Here is a 17,972-nt window from a genome sequence, read left to right as displayed (position 1 = left end):
AAAATTATGGCAAGTTACTTTATTGGTGTGGATGTCGGAACCGGAAGCGCCCGTGCTGGCGTGTTTGATCTCAACGGCAGAATGGTCGGTCAGGCCAGTCGGGCCATCGAGATTTACCGCCCGCAGGCCGATTTTGTTGAGCAGTCTTCCGATAACATCTGGCAGGCGGTGTGTAACGCGGTTCGCGATGCGATTAACCAGTCGGATATCAACCCTATCCAGGTTAAAGGTCTCGGCTTTGACGCGACCTGTTCACTGGTGGTGCTGGACAAAGAAGGTAAACCACTGACCATTAGCCCGTCCGGGCGCAGCGAACAGAACATCATTGTGTGGATGGATCACCGCGCCATTACTCAGGCCGAGCGCATCAACGCCCTGCATCATCGGGTGCTGGACTACGTTGGCGGCATTATCTCCCCGGAAATGCAGACGCCAAAACTGCTATGGCTGAAGCAACATATGCCCAACACCTGGGCCAATGCGGGATACTACTTTGACCTGCCCGATTTCCTGACCTGGCGCGCAACGGGCGATGACACGCGCTCATTGTGTTCGACGGTGTGTAAATGGACCTATATGGGCCATGAAGACAAATGGGATGCCAGCTATTTCCGCCAGATTGGGCTGGAAGATTTGCTGGAGCATGATGCTGCCAAAATTGGTCGCTACGTGAAAACCATGGGCGAACCGCTCGGTCACGGGCTATCCGCGCGCGCCGCCAGCGAAATGGGGCTGATTCCGGGGACCGCTGTCAGCGTCTCGATCATCGATGCCCACGCCGGTACCCTCGGCACGCTCGGGGCAAGCGGTGTTTCCGGCGAGGTTGCGGATTTTGACCGTCGTATCGCGCTGATTGGCGGCACTTCCACTGGACACATGGCGATTTCCAAAGAGCCGCGTTTTATCGGCGGCGTCTGGGGCCCTTACTACTCAGCCGTGCTGCCAGAATACTGGCTTAACGAAGGTGGACAGTCAGCAACCGGGGCGTTAATCGACCACGTTATTCAGTCGCATCCTTGCTACGAAACCCTGCTGGCGCAGGCTAAATCTCAGGGGCAGACCATTTACGAAGTGCTGAATGCGCTGTTGCGTAAAATGGCCGGTGAACCGGAAGATATCGCATTTTTAACCCGCGATATGCACATCCTGCCCTATTTCCACGGCAATCGCTCGCCGCGCGCTAACCCAACGCTCACGGGCGCCATCACCGGACTGAAGCTGTCTCGTACACCGGAAGATATGGCGCTACAGTACCTTGCGACCATCCAGGCCATTGCGCTGGGAACCCGCCATATCATTGAAACGATGAATCAAAGCGGCTACACCATCGATACGATAATGGCCAGCGGCGGCGGGACGAAAAACCCAATCTTCGTTCAGGAACATGCCAACGCCACCGGCTGCGCGATGCTGCTGCCTGAAGAGAGCGAAGCCATGCTGCTGGGTGGCGCCATGATGGGAACTATCGCCGCGGGCGTTTTCGAAACCTTCCCGGAAGCGATGTCGGCGATGAGCCGGATTGGTAAAACGGTTACCCCGCAAACAAATCGCATTAAGCAGTACTACGATCGCAAATATCGGGTATTCCACGAGATGTATCAGGATCATATGAAATACCGCCAGTTGATGCAGGAGGACGCATGAGCGACTCCTGGTCTCAGGCCACCGGCGTATTTCAGCTCTATAGCGATGCCCTGGCGGGTCTGGGGCAGCATCTGACTGAACCGCTCTGGCAGTCGCTGATGGCGGAGCTGCGCGGCTGTCGGGGGAAAATCGTCGTCACCGGCGTCGGCACCTCCGGCATTGCGGCGCGTAAAGTGGCGCATATGCTTGCGTGCGTGGAACGTCCGGCGATTTACCTCAACGCGACGGACGCGGCGCATGGCGATCTCGGTTTTTTACGCGCCAACGACCTGGTGATTATGCTGTCGCGTGGGGGGAATTCGGACGAACTCACCCGGCTGCTGCCCGGGCTGAATGCGCGAAATGTGCCGATTCTGAGCGTGACTGAAAACGCCGATTCAGCCATTGCTAAAGCGTCGAGACTGGTGATTTCCACCGGCGTCCAGCGTGAGGCCGACCCGCTGAACATGTTGGCCACCACATCAATTTTACTGGTGCTGGCTATCTTTGACGCCGCCTGCGCCTGTCTGATGAGCGAAAGCGGTTACTCAAAGGAGACGCTGTTGTCTGTGCATCCCGGCGGTGATGTGGGATTAACGCTGAGCCGTGGTAAGTAACGCCAGACAGCGCTCTTTTTACCCACCTATTTGCAGGTGTAATGGCGGTCAGTTAAACATGTAGGGAGAACGTTTTACTCTGAATAAGTTTCCGTTCACCTTATGTGCATCGCTTCTCTGATATCGCTATACCCGTGAACGTGCAAGGGAGGCTCACCGCCGCCTCCCTTGCATCCCAGGCTCCCGGCGGGAAAATCGTCGCTGCGCGAGCTATTCGTCTTATTCCGTCTGCCTGTCGGGTCGGGGCCGAGCCTGCATCCATGCAGGCCGTCCCCTCTGCCCGCATCCCTGCGGGCAGTCCCGGTCAGCCGTCAACGCCTCATCGATTTTCAGCCGGACCGGGGTCATCGCTTCAACGCTCTGACTTCCAGTTAAATCTGTTTTGCTGTTTTAACAAAAAACACAGAAGGTGAGGTGTGAGCTGGTCCGGCTGAAAATTGCCGACGTGTTTCCGTAAGGCCGGGAGAGCCAGCATGGATGCTGGCTCAGGGCGCGCTTTACAGGGACGTTACATCGCGCCCGACCCGGTAGCCTGGAGGAATAAGCGGAGGGAACCGCGGAGCGGCAATTTTCCCGCCGGGAGCCGGGATTGTTAAGGGTGCGGCGATAGCACCCTTAACACGTTCACTGGCGTTCAGTGTACAGAGAAGCGATGAACATAAGGTGAACGGAACCTTTTCTCGGAGAAAACATATTCATTATGCTCCGCCAACATATGTTGATACAGGAGCATTAACAGTACGTCATTGCGCAACCTGCCGGTTTATTTATATCTAACCAAAAGATAAAACAGTGAAAAAGCGGATTAACGCGCTGCGTTCCACTACCGCTATCTGTTCCGCACGTTAAAAATTCTGTGACGCTCCCCAGCATTCCTGGCGTAAAGCTTTCCATTCCTCAAATCTATGCGCAAACTTTAACTATTCTTATCAAACATACTCACGGGAGATCCTACAGATGATGTCAACGCTTGCCCCACCATCTGTACTTTCCGCTCCCCAGCGCCGTTGCCAGGTGCTGCTGACGCTTTTCCTGCCGGGGCAAATCGCTACTACACAAACCTTCAGCAGCCTCAACGGTGTCGATGATGCCACGGTTCAGGAAGATATTATTGGCGCAGGACTCGAAATCCAGCGCTATCACCGGCTCGCGATAGCCACCGCGCAGAATGGTGGCTATACGATCGAAGGAACCCCGCTAAATCAACGTCTGTGTCTGTTGCAGTGGCTGCGCCGTGGCCTGCGGATTTGCCCTACCTTTATCGCCCAGCAGTTTACCCCGGCGTTAAAAGCAGAACTTAAACAACGGGGGATCGCACGTACTCTGTATGACGACACCAATCTGCACGCGCTCATTAATCTGTGCTCCCGGCGCTTGCAGAAGCCGTTTGAGTGTCGTGACATCCAGTTCCTGCGCCTGTATTTACAGTACTGCCTGCTACAGCATCACGCGGGGATCACCCCGGAATTTAACCCACTCCAGCAACGCTGGGCGCAATCCTGCGCGGAATATCCGCTCGCAGAGGAAATTGGCCGTCACTGGCAGCGCCACGTCATGCAGAGTGCACCGCTGGGCGAATCGCTGTTTATGGCGTTGCTGTTCTCAATGCTTCGTATCCCCGACCCGATTCGCGATAATCACCAGCAGGATCGCCGCCTGCGCCTTGCTATTGCGCGGCTGGTGCTGCGTTTTCGCGAGTATGGCAATGTGCGCTTCAGCGATGAGCAAGGGCTGAATGACCAGTTGTATATCCACCTGGCTCAGGCACTGAACCGCAGCGTGTTTGCCATCGGCATTGATAACACGCTGCCGGAGGAGTTCAGCCGCCTTTATCCCCGGCTGGTTCGTACTACCCGCGAGGCGATTCACGGCTTCGAGGCCGAATACGATGTGCAATTTTCCGAAGAAGAGATCGGGCTGGTGGCCGTTATTTTCGGCGCCTGGCTGATGCAGGAGAAGGATTTACACGAAAAGCAGATTATCCTGCTGACCGGTAGTAACGAACAACTTGAAGTACATATAGAGCAACAGCTGCGCGAACTGACGCTGCTGCCGCTCAACGTAAAACATATGCCGATGCAGGACTTTCAAAAAGAGGGTGCCCCGCGCGGCGTAACGCTGATTATTACGCCGTACACCACGCCGTTACCGCTATTTTCACCCCCGTTGATTCATGCGGATCTGGCGCTTACGCCGCATCAGCAGCAGCAGATCCGCAAAATCCTCGAATCATAACGTTGCAGGCTGCGCGACCACCTTCGGGCGCAGAACGATTGCCGGGAGCGCCACCAGCGCCATCACCCAGAACACGCCGCTGCCCAGATTCTGGTACAGATAGCCCGCGAATACGGTCATGATGGCGATACTGCCGCCCATCGCTATCGCGGAATACACCGCTTGCAAACGAATAACTTCGCTCCCCTGGCGTGCCGCGATATAACGCATTGCCGCCAAGTGGCAGACGGTAAAGGTTCCGCAATGGAGGATTTGCACCACGATCAGCCACGGCAGCTCGGTGCTCCAGCCCATCAATCCCCAACGCACCACCCCGCAAACGGCAGAAAGCAGCAGCAGATCGCGGGCGCTGAAGCGACGGAACAGCTTGTGGCTAAGTGCGAAAATAATCACCTCCGCCACCACACCTAGTGACCATAAATAGCCCACCGCCGAAGCGGAATATCCGGCAGACTGCCAATAGATGGCGCTGAAACCATAATACGCAGCATGCGCACCCTGTAGCAGACTCACGCAAGCAAGAAAACGCCAGCTCTGGGTTATCAGCGCGCGCCAGGCGGGCCATCCCGCACTCTCCTGCTGACGGTTTTCACCCGCTGGCTGCACGCTCGGGCGAATCATCATGCCCAGCAGCATCGAGGCGACGCCAAGCGATAGCAGGACCAGGATCACCCGATAGTCAAACAGGCTCACCAGTTTGCCGGTTAGCGCGGAGCCGATCACAAAAGCCACGGATCCCCACAGTCGCACCCGACCGTAATCCATGGTTATCTGTTTCTGCCAGGTGTTGGCCAGCGCATCGGTCAGCGGTACCAGCGGTGAGAAAAACAGGTTGAAACCGACCATCACCACCATCAGCCACGCCACGTTGGTTCCCGCCCAGAAGGCCAGCGCAAACACCAGCGTCAACAGGGCCAGAATACGTAACGCTGAGATCAGCCGAGAGGGATCGCTCACACGCGGCGCAATCAGCAAACTACCGAGAAAACGGGCAATCAGCCCCGCCCCCAGCAGTAAACCGATGGTTTCCGGCGTCAGCCCTAACCCTTCGAGCCAGACGCTCCAGAAAGGCAGAAAGATACCGTAGCTAAAGAAGTAGGTGAAATAACCGAGCGCCAGCCAGCGCGTGGAATGCAAAGCCATGAATCCCTCCCGTTTGGAGGCGATAGTCTGGCGACAAACGCAGGCTGGCGCAAGAGAGCATTAACAGGCAGATAACATGATTTTTGCCCTATTCGATGCTAATTTGCATCGCAAAATGGCAGCGTTCTCCCTGCGCTAAAACCTGCAATCCCGGCTGCCCCTGCATGTTGTGGGCATTCACCGGATGCGTTTGCGGCTCCAGACACAGGAACTCCTCACCCGACATTCTGAACAGCATCAACCACGGAGTTTGCGCTAAAATCGTGACTTTCATCACATCACGATGAATAACGGCCCGCCCGCTCCAGCCAGAATATCCGACATTCAGCCAGCTATCCTCACCGTATTGCGCATGCATGAAATCAGCCGCCGAAGGGATATCACGTTGCCATTCCAGCGGCAGATGCTGCTCCCCCTCAGGCCAGTAGCCGCTGGCGGTGAACTGCGCCGTACTGCGCTTATCAAAGGCGAAAAACGGATGGAACCCGCAGCCGTAAATCATTGGCTGCTCACCGCAATGAGTGAGCGTCAACGAGGCGTGCAGGCTCGAGGTTTCCAGTTGATAGCAAAGCTGCGCCGTATAGTCGTAGCCACAGGGATGCCAACTGCGCAACTGCAGCAAACAACCGCTTTGGGTGACAGTGATAACCTGCCAGCGTTGCAGCCAGCCGTCACCGTGCAGGAAAAAGGTGTCATCTGCGCCATGTTGAGGTAAAACCACCTCTTCACCGCGCAGCATAAAACGATTTCCCGCCACCCGATTCGCGACCGGCAGCATCGGGAACAGGCCGCAATCACCGGGTTGCTGACCATGACCTTCGCGTAAAATGGCCTGTTGATGTTGTAACGAAACCAGACTTAATAGCGAGCCGCCCTGCGAGTCTACGCACATCCGCAGATGTGCGTTTTGTAGCGTCAGCAGACCATCCATTATCGGGCGCTTCGTTGCTGGGCTGATGTACCAGCTTTTGTATGTTGCGCCGCCAGCTGTTCTTCCAGCGCTTCCAGCGTCACGCCTTTGGTTTCCGGTACATTACGCAGAACATATATGAAGCCCATCGCGCAAATCACACCGTACAGCAGGAAGCTTCCCGACGCGCCCAGACTCGCATTCAGCAGTGGGAAGGTATAGGTCAGCAGGAAGCAGGCAATCCACAGCGCCAGCGTCCCCAGCGACATCGCCAACCCGCGAACGCGATTAGGGAAAATTTCAGACAGTAGCACCCAGGTCACCGGAGCCAGCGTCAGGGCATAAATAGCGATCGCCGCCAGCACCAGAACCAAAACCGGCCAGCCCATAATGCCCAACCCGTACGCCCCGGCAATCAGTACATAAATAACCGTTAATCCTGACGCACCGAACAACATCAGTTTACGGCGACCAATTTTGTCCACTAACGGCAGAGCGGCAAGGGTAAAGACCAGATTGATGATCCCTGTCGCCACAATCGATTTTAACGTACCGTTGATGTCGAATCCGGCAGAAGCGAAGATCTCCTGCGCATAGTTGAAAATAACGTTGATCCCACACCACTGCTGAAACACTGCCAGCACCATACCAATAATCACGATCGGTTTGATCTGCGGTTGTAACAGCGTTGACCACGCGACCTTGTGATTATCTTTTTGCAGCGTATGTTCAATCTCTTTCAGCGTTTGCCCGGCATATTCCGCCGAACCAATGCGCTGCAGCATGGCGCGCGCACGATCGGCTTTTCCCGCTTTCACCAGCCAGCGCGGCGATTCAGGAACAAAGAACATCAGCACCAGGAAAATTACCGCGGGCACTAATTCCGCGCCAAACATCCAGCGCCAGCCCGTCTGACCGTTCCAGCTTTCAACAATTGCCTGCTGCGTAGCGCCTGTGGCAACAGGTTCGGCAATCATCAGGTTGATAAGCTGCGCCGCCAGCACGCCAATGACGATGGTGAGCTGGTTGACGGCCACAAAGCGACCACGCTTTTCAGCGGGGCTAACCTCGGCGATATACAGTGGGCTTAGCGCAGACGCCAGACCAATCCCCACGCCGCCAACGATGCGATAAACAATAAACATATCGAAGTTACTGGCGACGGCGGTTCCCCAGGCGGAAGCGCTAAAGAGGATCGCTGAGAGAATCAGCGGCATTTTTCGGCCAAATTTATCGGCGCACCAGCCGGAAATCAGCGCGCCAAAGATACAACCAACCAGCGCGGAACTCATCGCCCAGCCGGATTGTGCCGGATCGGTAATCGAGAAATATGCTTCATAGAAGGGTTTTGCCCCGCCGATCACCACCCAGTCATAGCCAAACAGTAAACCTCCGCAGGCCGCAACCAGGCAGATAGTCCAGACGTAACCAATCTTTAAATGTGTCTGCGCGTTATTCATTATGATTCCTCTTTCAGGGAAACGCAGGGTACAGTAGGTTTCGGGTGAGGTTACCCCCACCCGTTTCGGGTGTTACTGGAAAAGCCTTACGTTAATGGCGTGACGCAGCAGTAATGCCTTGTCATGTGCCGGATTGAGTTGCAGGAGTTCATCAAGTTCACGCTGACAGGCGGCGCTATTTCCCAGCCCCAGATGCCCGAGCGCATTGATAAACAGGCAGTGTTGCTGGTGTTTTGCTTGTGCTGAGGTATCCAGCACCACCAGGTCGGGTAGCGATACGGCAAAGAAATCGACATCCGGAACGTTGTCGTGATGCGATTCGCTCCATTGCAGGAAGCTATTGAACAGAGCGTCCGCCTCTGCGTCATCGCCAAGTTTTCTCTGCGCCATACCCTGCCAGAAGAGATAGTCCACTGGCTGGTCGTTGTAGTAACGTCCAGCATCCAGTGAGCTGCCGCCGCGCGTCGCACGGGAGAAGTAGCGCTGAGATTCTTCGAAATGGCCTTGCAGCTGAGCGCAATGCCCCAGCAAATACCAGATGTCGTTATCCGTTTGCCCTGGCAAGCGTCCTTCCCCGAGGTTTTGTGGGTAGTGCAACGCCTGTTGCAGCTGCGCGATGGCGGTTTGCAGGTCGCCGGAATGAACGGCAGCCAGGGCACGATGCATCTGATTCAGCAGATATTGCCCGGTGGCTTTACCTTCACCACCTTCCCACGGATGGAACACGCGTTCACGTAACACCGCGGCGGCATCGTCGTAGCGCCCCACCCCATTCCACAAGCTGAGCAGTTCCACCGTCAGATCGTCTCGATGGAAGACAATCTCTTTACTGGCTTCCAGTCGCTGCAGACGCTGCTCAGCGGGTTGCGCCATTAACTTCTTGAGATAGTCGAGTTCAAACAGGAAGCGAGCATTCTGTGGTTCCAGCGCCACGGCCTGCGACAAATACTGCATCGCCTGCTGTGCATCGTGCAGTTTGTTCCAGGCATAGATTCCCAGTAAACGGTGTACCGGTGCGAAATCCGCTTCCTGCGCAAGCGTGAACTGCCAGCAGGAAACCGCCTCGGCATAACGCCGTTTGCTGTACCAGAAGCAGCCGAGGAAATAGCGGGCAAAAGCACTTTGCTCAAGAGTTTGCAGCATCTGCACTTCATCCAGCGTATTGGGGAAGCGCACGCGGTTTTGCAGACACTCACGAGCACGTTCAATGAACGGTTGTGGATTATCGCTCAGCGAAGCGCGCCACAGCATCGGCAGCGTTTCCTGGCTGTCGAGCAGTTCCAGCACGCTACGGGCAGCATCCTTTTGCCCCAAAGAAGTCAGCCAGCCTGCCAGTTCACACGCGTTGGTACCGCGCCGCCCGGTAATCGAGATCAGCGCTTTCGCCGTCGCCTCGTCCTGGCAGATAGCCCAGCGCGCATAGTGCAGGGTATAGCTCAGCGGATAATCAACCAGCTGTTGGCGAATGTAGTCCAGCGCTTGCGCATTGCGATCAAGCTTTGCCAGCGCCAGCGCTTTCAGCCCCATCGCCAGGTTATTACTGCCGTTAAAGCGCAGGCTCTGCTCGACCTTTTCCAAGGCGCCAGCGTAGTCCTGACGCTTCATCGCCAAACGCGCTAACGACCAGAAAGCTGCATCCCGGCAGTTGCCGCTCCAGCTGGCCTTATAATAATTATCCCACGCGCTATCATCATCGCCCTGACGTTCCTGTGCGGCGGCCAGCAGCATACTTGCCTCACCATCACGCGGATTTTTATTGAGCTTATGCGCCCGCTCCAGCGCCTTGCCAGCACATTGTGCCGCCAGCGCCCAGTCGGCGCGGTTTAGCGCTAGCGTCCCCAGGGCCACATTATTGCGGTAGTCCAGCGGATCAACGTCCAGCGCGCGGCGATAATAATCTTCGGCATAGCGGCTGGCGTGGTTGTACTGCTCCAGATGCTGACCAATAAAATAGAGTTCATCGGTATTAGAAAGCGCTTCTGGCAGCGCTGGCGCGACGGCCGCCGAAGGCAGCGGTAACTCTTTCGCGATGTGCTCTTCGTACTGCAAAAGCGTAGTGCCATCGACGCTTGTGACGGTCATCGTCACCCGGGCATGGCCATTGTCAGACACATCGGCCAGCCAGCTCTGTCCAGGCTCAAGGGTGAGGGTATTTTCATAGAACGGCTGCCCGCGCGCAGCAAGCGTAACCTGAACATCGCGTAGCGGCGCAATCGCATAAACGCCCACAGAAAGCTGGCTACGCTCACGCACCAGACGAAGCGCCAACTGCGTGCTGGCGTTTTGCACCATTCCCAGTTCGCTGTAGGGCAAGAAGTTTTGCACGAAGACTTTCTCTTCGTACGGCGCAATCCAGGTGAAATCCGGCTGATTATCGGTAAAGACCCCGGTCATCAGTTCAATATACGGACCGTTGTCATCGGTGAGATTACGATCCCAGGCAACACCAAAGTCGCCGTATCCCCATGTCCACTGTTTTTTCCCCGGCGAAACATGGTGATCGGCCACATGCAGCAACCCACCACGCTCGCCGTGATGCCACGCGCCAACAAAATCATAATCTGATTTTTCAGCCATATAGGAGGTCGGTACGGGTACGTTCTTGTAGCGTGAGATATCCACACCGGCCGAATAGTCCACTTTGTAGTATGTGCCGGTGGCGATGGGAAACGCTGAGACATCGCGCTTACCGTGGTCAAATACCGCCGTCACATCCGGAGGGAACACGCTCTGATGATCGTCGCCGCCCTTCACCGCCGGATTCGCCCACCATAAGAAGTGGCGCGGGGTAGCGTTACCGTTAAACACCTTCCCGGTTATCTCGATCAACGCGCGATCCGGATACAGCGTGAATCCGGTCATTACCTGTAAACCGCGCATAGGCTCAACCTCACCCATCCACACGGTGTATTCACCCTGCTCACCCTGCTGCTGAGTAAAATCCACCGGCATAAAGGTGGTCGGGCGATGATGTTGCGGCCAGTTAAACTCGATGCCGCCGGAGATCCACGGCCCAAGCAGACCGACCAGCGCGGGTTTCACCACTTCGTTGTAGTAGACGAAGTCGCGCTGCTGCACTTTGTCATACGCTCGATGAATACGCCCACCTAACTCCGGCAGCAGCATGATGCGAATGAAGTCATTCTCCATCCACACCGCCTGATAGTCGCGCATTTCACGTTTGCCGGTCAGCGTATCAATCACGCCGTAAGGGTAAACCGCTCCAGAAGATCCCTGATACACCCGTTTTTCCAGAAACATTGGGTTGGCATCTTCTTCACCCGCCGCCCACGTTGGGAGGGTGATCGTTTCCTGCCAGACTTTAACTGAACCGTACATGCCGCTCTCCACTCAATAAACCAAAGTAAAAATTCAACTTGATGCTATTCTGCGGCAGTTAAGTGGCGTTAAAATGCGCAATGCTCACGCAATATAGTTAAGGGAGTTAAGTGAATGCAGCGTTCGGGGTTCAACAATGCCAGGGTCCGTCAGGCGAATAAACAGATCTTTTTGTCTCACCTGTGGCGGGAAAAACAGCTCAGCAAGTCACAGCTGGCGCAGCTCACCAGCCTGTCGATCCCGGCGGTCAGCAATATCCTCGAAGAACTGATGGATGAAGGGAGAATCAGCCATTCGCGAGAAACCTTAAGCCAGCGCGGTTTGAGCAGCGGCAGCTATCATTTGCCAGAAAAAGGCGCCTGGACACTGTGCATCAACGTCACCCCCACTAGCATCACCAGTCAACTGGCTGACGCGCGACTGGTGGCCGTAGGCGACTGGCAGCATGAAGTCATCAACCCCGAATCGCCAAAAGCGCTGCTGTCAGCCCTGGCGGCACACTGGCGGGAGTATCGTCGGGAATTTCCCGATGTGACGATTAATCTGGCGCTTGGCGTTCATGGTCAAGTTGATCCGATAACCGGTGCATCAAAAACCATGCCCCAGGCCCCGTGGAAAACGCCGGTGGAAATAAAATATCTGCTGGAGGAGAAGCTCGGCGTGCAGGTCCGGCTGGACAATGACTGCGTGATGCTGGCGCTGGCGGAAAAATGGCAAAACCCGGCGGCAAACGGTGATTTCTGCGTGATTAACGTTGATTACGGTATTGGCTCATCGTTTGTGATTAACGATAACATCTGGCGCGGTAGCCTGTATGGCAGCGGTCAGATTGGGCATACCATCATTCATCCCGATGGTGTCGCCTGTGACTGTGGTCGCTATGGCTGTCTGGAAACCGTAGCGTCATTAAGCGCATTGAAAAAGCAGGCCCGGGTGTGGATGAAATCGCAGCCGACATCCCTTTACGATCCGGAAACGCTCACCACTGACCAGCTAATTGCGGCCTGGCAGCACGGAGATGTCCGCATTCAGGCCTGGGCCGAAAATGCCGCCAGCGCCATCGGGCTGAGTCTTTATAACTTTCTGAATATACTGAATATTAACCAAATATGGTTGTATGGGCGTAGCTGCGCATTTGGCGACAGCTGGCTCAATACGCTGGTGCAGCAAACTGGGTTTAACCCATTCGATCACGGCGATAACCCGCGAGCCAGAGCCACGCAGATAAGCTTCGGTAAGCTTAATCGCACCCAGCAACTTATGGGCATTGGCTATCTGTATGTCGAGTCACAGCTTAGCGAGTTATAGCCATTACTCCGTCAGGCTCACCGCTAAACGTTCATGTACCGTGGCGATAAAATCGGTCAACGCCGGTTTGATTGGCCCTTTTTTCCACGCCATCAACAGCGCAATGGTCGGAACATCGCCAACAATAGGGCGGAAAACCACCTGTCCGGTATTAAAATTATTCATATAACCGGGTATCAAAGTCACCCCCAGCCCCATGCCGACCAGGTTCATGGTCACCAGAATGTTGGTTGCCACCTGCACAATGTTGGGCTGGCTTTTTTGCTGCTGAAACCAGTTTTTGACAATCATCGCTAACGCGCCGGAGTAGGCCGGATCGGTGCTGACAAAATTCACGCCGTGTAGTTGTTCCGCGGAGATTGCTTGCTCATTAGCTAACGGATGATTTACCGGTAAAACCACGACTAACGGCTCATGAATCAGCTCCAGATAATCGAGATCCGGGCTGTACACCGGGTGGCGCATTAAGCCCACATCCAGCTCTCCACTCAGGATCTTCTCTTCCTGTTCGGTGGTGATCAGACTCACCAGCTCAATGTGCGTATCTGGCTGTTTTAAACGAAATAAAGGCAGCACCTTCGGCAGCAGATTTACCTCTGCGGAAGGGACAAAACCGATGGCGAAATGATTATCTTCCTGCACCGTTTTACGGGCACGAACTTTGGCGTTTTCCGCCTGTTCGAGGATCGCCTGCGCATCTTGTAAAAAGCACTCTCCCGCCGCCGTCAGCGCAACTTTTCGTTTATCCCGCACCAGCAACGGAACGCCCACGCACGTTTCCAGATCGCGGATCTGGCTGCTTAACGACGGCTGAGAGGTATGCAGCTTCTCTGCCGCTCGGGTGAAATTCAGCGCCTGCGCCACCGCTACGAAATAGCGTAAGTGCCTCAGTTCCATGCCCTTCTCCTTGTTATCGAAAAAATGTCTCAACTGGTAGAAATTTACTATTTCACAGATTGATAACTAACCAGCAACATCCTTAAGGTACAAAAAAAGAAGGTCAATACATCTTAGCTTTCAGGATTAAAAAATATGACCACACCCTCAAATTTAGACATCTACCAACTGATCGACACGCAAAACGGTCGCGTAACCCCACGAATTTATACCGACCCTGAAATTTACCAACTGGAGCTGGAACGCATCTTCGGACGCTGCTGGTTATTTCTCGCCCACGAAAGCCAAATCCCCAAACCCGGTGATTTTTTTAACACCTACATGGGCGAGGATGCAGTTGTGGTGGTTCGCCAGAAAGACGGCAGCATCAAAGCGTTTCTCAACCAGTGTCGCCACCGCGCTATGCGCGTCAGCTACGCCGACTGCGGCAATACCCGCGCCTTCACCTGCCCGTATCACGGCTGGTCGTACGGCATTAACGGCGAGCTGATCGACGTCCCGCTGGAACCGCGCGCCTACCCGCAAGGGCTGTGCAAATCGCACTGGGGGCTGAACGAAGTTCCTGGCGTAGAGAGCTACAAGGGACTGATTTTCGGCAACTGGGATACCTCCGCGCCTGCGCTGCGCGATTATCTCGGCGACATCGCCTGGTATCTCGACGGTGTGCTGGATCGTCGTGAAGGCGGCACCGAAATCGTCGGTGGCGTACAAAAGTGGACCATCGATTGTAACTGGAAATTCCCCGCCGAACAGTTTGCCAGCGACCAGTATCACGCGCTGTTCAGCCATGCCTCGGCCGTGCAGGTGCTGGGGGCAAAAGACGACGGCAGCGACAAGCGCCTGGGCGACGGACAAACCGCCCGCCCGGTGTGGGAAACCGCCAAAGACGCGCTACAGTTCGGTCAGGATGGGCACGGCAGCGGATTTTTCTTTACCGAAAATCCCGACGCCAACGTCTGGGTCGACGGCGAAGTCTCCAGCTACTACCGTGACACCTACGCGGAAGCCGAGCAGCGTCTGGGTAAAGTTCGCGCCCTGCGTCTGGCCGGTCACAACAACATTTTCCCAACGCTTTCCTGGCTCAACGGTACTGCCACCTTAAGGGTCTGGCATCCGCGCGGGCCGGATCAAGTTGAAGTGTGGGCATTCTGTATTACCGATAAAGCCGCCTCTGATGAAGTGAAAGCCGCGTTTGAAAACAGCGCCACACGCGCCTTTGGCCCCGCCGGATTCCTGGAGCAGGACGACTCGGAAAACTGGTGTGAAATTCAAAAACTGCTGAAGGGTCATCGCGCACGCAACACCAAGTTGTGTCTGGAAATGGGGCTTGGCCAGGAGAAACTTCGTGAAGACGGCATTCCGGGGATCACCAACTACATCTTTTCGGAAACCGCCGCGCGCGGCATGTATCAGCGCTGGGCCGATTTGCTCAGCAGCGAAAGCTGGCAGGAAGTGCAGGAGAAAACCGCAGCTTACCAGCAGGAGGTGATGAAATGAGCACCTTCGTTTCTCAGGAACTACACCACCGCATTACACAGTTTCTCTACCATGAAGCCAGCCTGCTGGATGACTGGAAGTTTCGTGACTGGCTGGCACAACTGGATGAAGACATTCGCTACACCATGCGTACGACGGTCAATGCCCAGACGCGCGATCGTCGCAAAGGCGTGCAGCCGCCGACCACCTGGATTTTCAACGACAACAAAGACCAGCTCGAACGTCGTATCGCGCGGCTGGAAACCGGCATGGCCTGGGCGGAAGAGCCACCGTCGCGTACCCGGCACCTGATCAGCAACTGCCAGGTCAGTGAAACTGGGGTTCCCGACGTCTTTGCCGTGCGCCTTAATTATCTGCTGTATCGCGCGCAAAAAGAGCGCGATGAAACCTTTTACGTCGGCATGCGCATAGACAAAGTGCGCCGTTTGCCGGGCGATGAGTGGCGCTTACTGGAGCGTGAGATCGTGCTGGATCAAGCGGTGATCACCTCCCATAACCTGAGTGTACTGTTCTGATGAGTCGTGTTTATGCCTGCCCCGTAGGGGATTTGCCGGAGGGTGAAGCGCTCCGGCTTGATACCTCGCCCGTCATCGCGCTGTTCAACGTTGGCGGCGAGTTCTATGCCATTAACGATCGCTGTAGCCACGGTAACGCCTCGATGTCGGAAGGCTATCTGGAAGACGACGCTACGGTGGAATGCCCGCTGCATGCCGCCAGTTTTTGCCTGAAAACCGGCAAGGCGTTGTGCTTACCCGCCACCGACGCGCTCACCACCTACGCGGTATATGTAGACGGTAGCGATGTGTTTGTTGATATTCCAGAGGACGCAAGATGAGCGATTTACGCGATAACGTGGTCTTTATCACCGGCGGCGGCTCCGGTCTTGGTCTGGCACTGGTCGAGCGTTTCATCGAAGAAGGTGCGCGGGTCGCCACGCTGGAGCTGTCGCCAGCTAAAGTTGCCAGCCTGCGTCAGCGCTTTGGCGAACATGTGCTGGCAATCGAAGGCAACGTCACCTGCTACGCCGACTATCAGCGCGCGGTAGATCAAATCCTGACGCATTACGGTACGCTGGACTGTTTTATCGGAAATGCGGGGATATGGGATCACAACGCCTCGTTGGTCAATACGCCTGCGGAGGCGCTGGAGAGCGGCTTCCACGAGCTGTTTAACGTTAACGTCCTGGGCTATCTGCTGGGCGCGAAAGCCTGCGCTCCCGCACTTATCGCCAGCGAAGGCAGCATCATCTTTACCCTGTCCAATGCGTCGTGGTATCCCGGCGGCGGCGGCCCGCTGTATACCGCCAGCAAACATGCGGCTACCGGGCTGATTCGCCAGCTGGCATACGAGCTGGCACCAAAGGTTCGTGTTAACGGTGTCGGTCCATGCGGTATGGCGACAGATCTACGCGGCCCGCAGGCGCTGGGACAAAACGATACATCGATTATGCAGTCGCTGACGCCGGAAAAAATCGCCGCTATTTTGCCACTACAATTTTTCCCGGAGCCGGCGGATTTTACCGGCCCGTATGTGATGCTGGCGTCAAAGCGCAACAACCGCACATTGAGCGGCGTGATGATCAATGCCGACGCCGGTCTGGGTATTCGCGGTATTCGTCACGTCGCCGCCGGACTGGATCTCTGAGGAGGCGTTATGAACCCAAAAACTATTGCTATCGTCGGCGGCGGTCAGGCGGCAGCTATGGCTGCCGCTGCACTGCGCCAACAAGGTTTTGACGGCGAATTACACCTGTTTTCCGATGAGCAGCATCTGCCCTATGAACGCCCACCGCTCTCCAAAGCAATGCTACTGGACGACAATCCGCAACTTCAGCCGATACTCCCCGCTGACTGGTGGCGGGAACACAACGTACAGCTGCATCTGGGGGTTACTGTGCAGACGCTCGGCCGCCAAACCCATCAGTTGGTGCTGGCTAATGGGCAGAGTTATCCATGGGATCGGCTACTGATTGCAACGGGCGCTGCGGCACGCCCCCTTCCGCAACTGGATAAGCTGGGCGATCGTTGCTTCACCCTGCGCCACGCGGGCGATGCCGAGCGCCTGCGCGACAATTTATTGCCGGGCAAGTCGATTGTCATTGTCGGTGCGGGCACCATTGGTCTGGAACTGGCGGCCAGCGCGACTCAACGCGGCTGTCAGGTGACAGTGGTGGAGCTGGCGCCAACGGTCATGGGCCGCAACGCGCCTGCTCCGGTGCGCGACTACCTGCTAGCCCGCCACCAACTTGCGGGCGTGCGGGTACTGCTTAACAGCGCTATTGAGCATGCCGAAGCGGGAGAGTGTCTCTCGCTCATGCTGCAAAACGGCGAAACTCTCACCGCCGATGCGGTGATCTATGGTATCGGTATCGTGGCGAACGATATGCTGGCCCGCGAAGCGGGGCTGGAGACGGCGAACGGCATTATCGTTGATACCGCCTGCGCCACCTCCGATCCCGCGATTTTCGCCGCCGGTGACGTAGCGATAACGCGCCAGGCTGACGGTTCGTTAGTACGCGTGGAAAGCTGGGAAAACGCCAATTTTCAGGCACAGGTTGCCGCCGCCGCGATGCTCAATCAACCGCAGCCAGCAGCAACGCCGGGCTGGTTCTGGACCGATCAGTACCGTGATAATCTACAGTTTGTCGGCGAAATGCAGGGTGAGAACTGGCTCCTACGCGGCGATCCTGATGCGCAGAAAGCAATATGGTTTAACCTACAGGATGGCGTGATTGTCGGCGCAGTAACGTTGAATCAGGGCCGAGAAATACGTTTATTGAGAAAATGGATTCAGGCAAAGAAAAAGCCGCCAGTGGCGACTTTAATCGATGAAACAATCTTGCTTAAGTCAATATAACTGCCGGAAAGTACTTCGTTTATCCGGCCTACATGTGAGTTACCTGTAGGCCGGAAAAGGTGTTTACACCACCATCTGGCAATCCGT

14 protein-coding genes are annotated in these 17,972 nt (G+C 55.8%); 9 read left to right on the top strand and 5 right to left on the bottom strand.

Annotation, left to right across the window (positions count from 1 at the left end):
• Nucleotides 1–6: 6 nt before the first annotated feature.
• The 3 genes from OGX90_RS07095 (at nt 7) to csiE (ending at nt 4,475) form a co-directional block, all read left to right on the top strand.
• The gene (locus OGX90_RS07095; protein WP_008785469.1) at nt 7–1,644 is read left to right on the top strand and encodes an FGGY-family carbohydrate kinase; all 1,638 of its coding nucleotides are present in this window, start codon (nt 7–9) and stop codon (nt 1,642–1,644) included.
• Nucleotides 1,641–2,240: a KpsF/GutQ family sugar-phosphate isomerase gene (locus OGX90_RS07090; protein WP_153752480.1), complete on the top strand. Its 600-nt coding sequence runs from the start codon at nt 1,641–1,643 to the stop codon at nt 2,238–2,240. Before OGX90_RS07095 ends, OGX90_RS07090 begins: the two co-directional genes overlap by 4 nt.
• A 957-nt stretch (nt 2,241–3,197) precedes the next feature.
• Nucleotides 3,198–4,475 carry a stationary phase inducible protein CsiE gene (gene csiE / locus OGX90_RS07085; RefSeq protein ID WP_234692681.1) on the top strand — a complete coding sequence of 426 codons (1,278 nt, stop codon included), beginning with the start codon at nt 3,198–3,200 and terminating at the stop codon, nt 4,473–4,475.
• Here csiE and OGX90_RS07080 read toward each other — a convergent pair.
• From OGX90_RS07080 to OGX90_RS07065, 4 genes are all read right to left on the bottom strand, one after another.
• On the bottom strand, nt 4,470–5,618 hold the full coding sequence (locus OGX90_RS07080; protein WP_008785472.1) for a 3-phenylpropionate MFS transporter: 1,149 nt from the start codon (nt 5,616–5,618) through the stop codon (nt 4,470–4,472). The two genes, csiE and OGX90_RS07080, sit on opposite strands and share 6 nt — an antisense overlap.
• 88 nt (nt 5,619–5,706) lie before the next feature.
• Nucleotides 5,707–6,549, bottom strand: coding sequence for an aldose 1-epimerase (locus OGX90_RS07075; protein ID WP_071446847.1), 843 nt, complete (start codon nt 6,547–6,549; stop codon nt 5,707–5,709).
• The gene (locus OGX90_RS07070) at nt 6,549–7,988 is read right to left on the bottom strand and encodes a sugar porter family MFS transporter (protein WP_048215775.1); all 1,440 of its coding nucleotides are present in this window, start codon (nt 7,986–7,988) and stop codon (nt 6,549–6,551) included. Before OGX90_RS07070 ends, OGX90_RS07075 begins: the two co-directional genes overlap by 1 nt.
• A gap of 72 nt (nt 7,989–8,060) precedes the next feature.
• Complete coding sequence (locus OGX90_RS07065; protein WP_286623416.1) at nt 8,061–11,327, bottom strand: DUF5107 domain-containing protein; 3,267 nt, start codon at nt 11,325–11,327, stop codon at nt 8,061–8,063.
• 114 nt (nt 11,328–11,441) lie between these two features.
• Here OGX90_RS07065 and OGX90_RS07060 point away from each other — a divergent pair, with 114 nt between their 5' ends.
• Nucleotides 11,442–12,635 (top strand): ROK family transcriptional regulator, encoded by a 1,194-nt coding sequence (locus OGX90_RS07060; protein WP_213752127.1) that lies wholly within the window; start codon nt 11,442–11,444, stop codon nt 12,633–12,635.
• Between the two features lie 3 nt (nt 12,636–12,638).
• On the opposite strand, the gene hcaR is transcribed toward OGX90_RS07060, so the two are convergent.
• The gene (gene hcaR / locus OGX90_RS07055) at nt 12,639–13,532 is read right to left on the bottom strand and encodes a DNA-binding transcriptional regulator HcaR (protein ID WP_103015195.1); all 894 of its coding nucleotides are present in this window, start codon (nt 13,530–13,532) and stop codon (nt 12,639–12,641) included.
• Between the two features lie 135 nt (nt 13,533–13,667).
• Here hcaR and hcaE point away from each other — a divergent pair, with 135 nt between their 5' ends.
• The 5 genes from hcaE to hcaD are packed head-to-tail and all read left to right on the top strand — an operon-like array spanning nt 13,668 to nt 17,885.
• Nucleotides 13,668–15,029, top strand: a complete 1,362-nt coding sequence (gene hcaE, locus OGX90_RS07050) for a 3-phenylpropionate/cinnamic acid dioxygenase subunit alpha (RefSeq protein ID WP_286623413.1) — start codon at nt 13,668–13,670, stop codon at nt 15,027–15,029.
• Nucleotides 15,026–15,544 carry a 3-phenylpropionate/cinnamic acid dioxygenase subunit beta gene (gene hcaF, locus OGX90_RS07045; RefSeq protein WP_118262737.1) on the top strand — a complete coding sequence of 173 codons (519 nt, stop codon included), beginning with the start codon at nt 15,026–15,028 and terminating at the stop codon, nt 15,542–15,544. The genes hcaE and hcaF overlap by 4 nt, the downstream gene beginning before the upstream one ends.
• Nucleotides 15,544–15,864, top strand: a complete 321-nt coding sequence (gene hcaC, locus OGX90_RS07040) for a 3-phenylpropionate/cinnamic acid dioxygenase ferredoxin subunit (protein ID WP_032944244.1) — start codon at nt 15,544–15,546, stop codon at nt 15,862–15,864. The genes hcaF and hcaC overlap by 1 nt, the downstream gene beginning before the upstream one ends.
• Nucleotides 15,861–16,673 (top strand): 3-phenylpropionate-dihydrodiol/cinnamic acid-dihydrodiol dehydrogenase, encoded by an 813-nt coding sequence (gene hcaB, locus OGX90_RS07035; protein WP_111465244.1) that lies wholly within the window; start codon nt 15,861–15,863, stop codon nt 16,671–16,673. The genes hcaC and hcaB overlap by 4 nt, the downstream gene beginning before the upstream one ends.
• 9 nt (nt 16,674–16,682) lie before the next feature.
• The gene (gene hcaD / locus OGX90_RS07030) at nt 16,683–17,885 is read left to right on the top strand and encodes a phenylpropionate dioxygenase ferredoxin reductase subunit (protein ID WP_286623410.1); all 1,203 of its coding nucleotides are present in this window, start codon (nt 16,683–16,685) and stop codon (nt 17,883–17,885) included.
• Nucleotides 17,886–17,972: the final 87 nt, after the last annotated feature.

Source organism: Citrobacter sp. Cpo012 (genome assembly GCF_030333015.1).
GTDB lineage: Bacteria > Pseudomonadota > Gammaproteobacteria > Enterobacterales > Enterobacteriaceae > Citrobacter > Citrobacter portucalensis.
This window is presented reverse-complemented; position numbering and strand designations above follow the sequence as displayed.

Excerpts from the sequence above, each read along its gene's own strand:
- hcaR (WP_103015195.1), bottom strand. The coding sequence starts at position 13,532 with ATGGAACTGAGGCACTTACGCTATTTCGTAGCGGTGGCGCAGGCGCTG.
- OGX90_RS07065 (WP_286623416.1), bottom strand. The coding sequence starts at position 11,327 with ATGTACGGTTCAGTTAAAGTCTGGCAGGAAACGATCACCCTCCCAACG.
- hcaD (WP_286623410.1), top strand. The coding sequence starts at position 16,683 with ATGAACCCAAAAACTATTGCTATCGTCGGCGGCGGTCAGGCGGCAGCT.
- OGX90_RS07095 (WP_008785469.1), top strand. The coding sequence starts at position 7 with ATGGCAAGTTACTTTATTGGTGTGGATGTCGGAACCGGAAGCGCCCGT.
- OGX90_RS07075 (WP_071446847.1), bottom strand. The coding sequence starts at position 6,549 with ATGGATGGTCTGCTGACGCTACAAAACGCACATCTGCGGATGTGCGTA.
- hcaF (WP_118262737.1), top strand. The coding sequence starts at position 15,026 with ATGAGCACCTTCGTTTCTCAGGAACTACACCACCGCATTACACAGTTT.
- hcaB (WP_111465244.1), top strand. The coding sequence starts at position 15,861 with ATGAGCGATTTACGCGATAACGTGGTCTTTATCACCGGCGGCGGCTCC.
- OGX90_RS07060 (WP_213752127.1), top strand. The coding sequence starts at position 11,442 with ATGCAGCGTTCGGGGTTCAACAATGCCAGGGTCCGTCAGGCGAATAAA.
- OGX90_RS07080 (WP_008785472.1), bottom strand. The coding sequence starts at position 5,618 with ATGGCTTTGCATTCCACGCGCTGGCTGGCGCTCGGTTATTTCACCTAC.
- OGX90_RS07090 (WP_153752480.1), top strand. The coding sequence starts at position 1,641 with ATGAGCGACTCCTGGTCTCAGGCCACCGGCGTATTTCAGCTCTATAGC.
- OGX90_RS07070 (WP_048215775.1), bottom strand. The coding sequence starts at position 7,988 with ATGAATAACGCGCAGACACATTTAAAGATTGGTTACGTCTGGACTATC.
- hcaC (WP_032944244.1), top strand. The coding sequence starts at position 15,544 with ATGAGTCGTGTTTATGCCTGCCCCGTAGGGGATTTGCCGGAGGGTGAA.
- csiE (WP_234692681.1), top strand. The coding sequence starts at position 3,198 with ATGATGTCAACGCTTGCCCCACCATCTGTACTTTCCGCTCCCCAGCGC.
- hcaE (WP_286623413.1), top strand. The coding sequence starts at position 13,668 with ATGACCACACCCTCAAATTTAGACATCTACCAACTGATCGACACGCAA.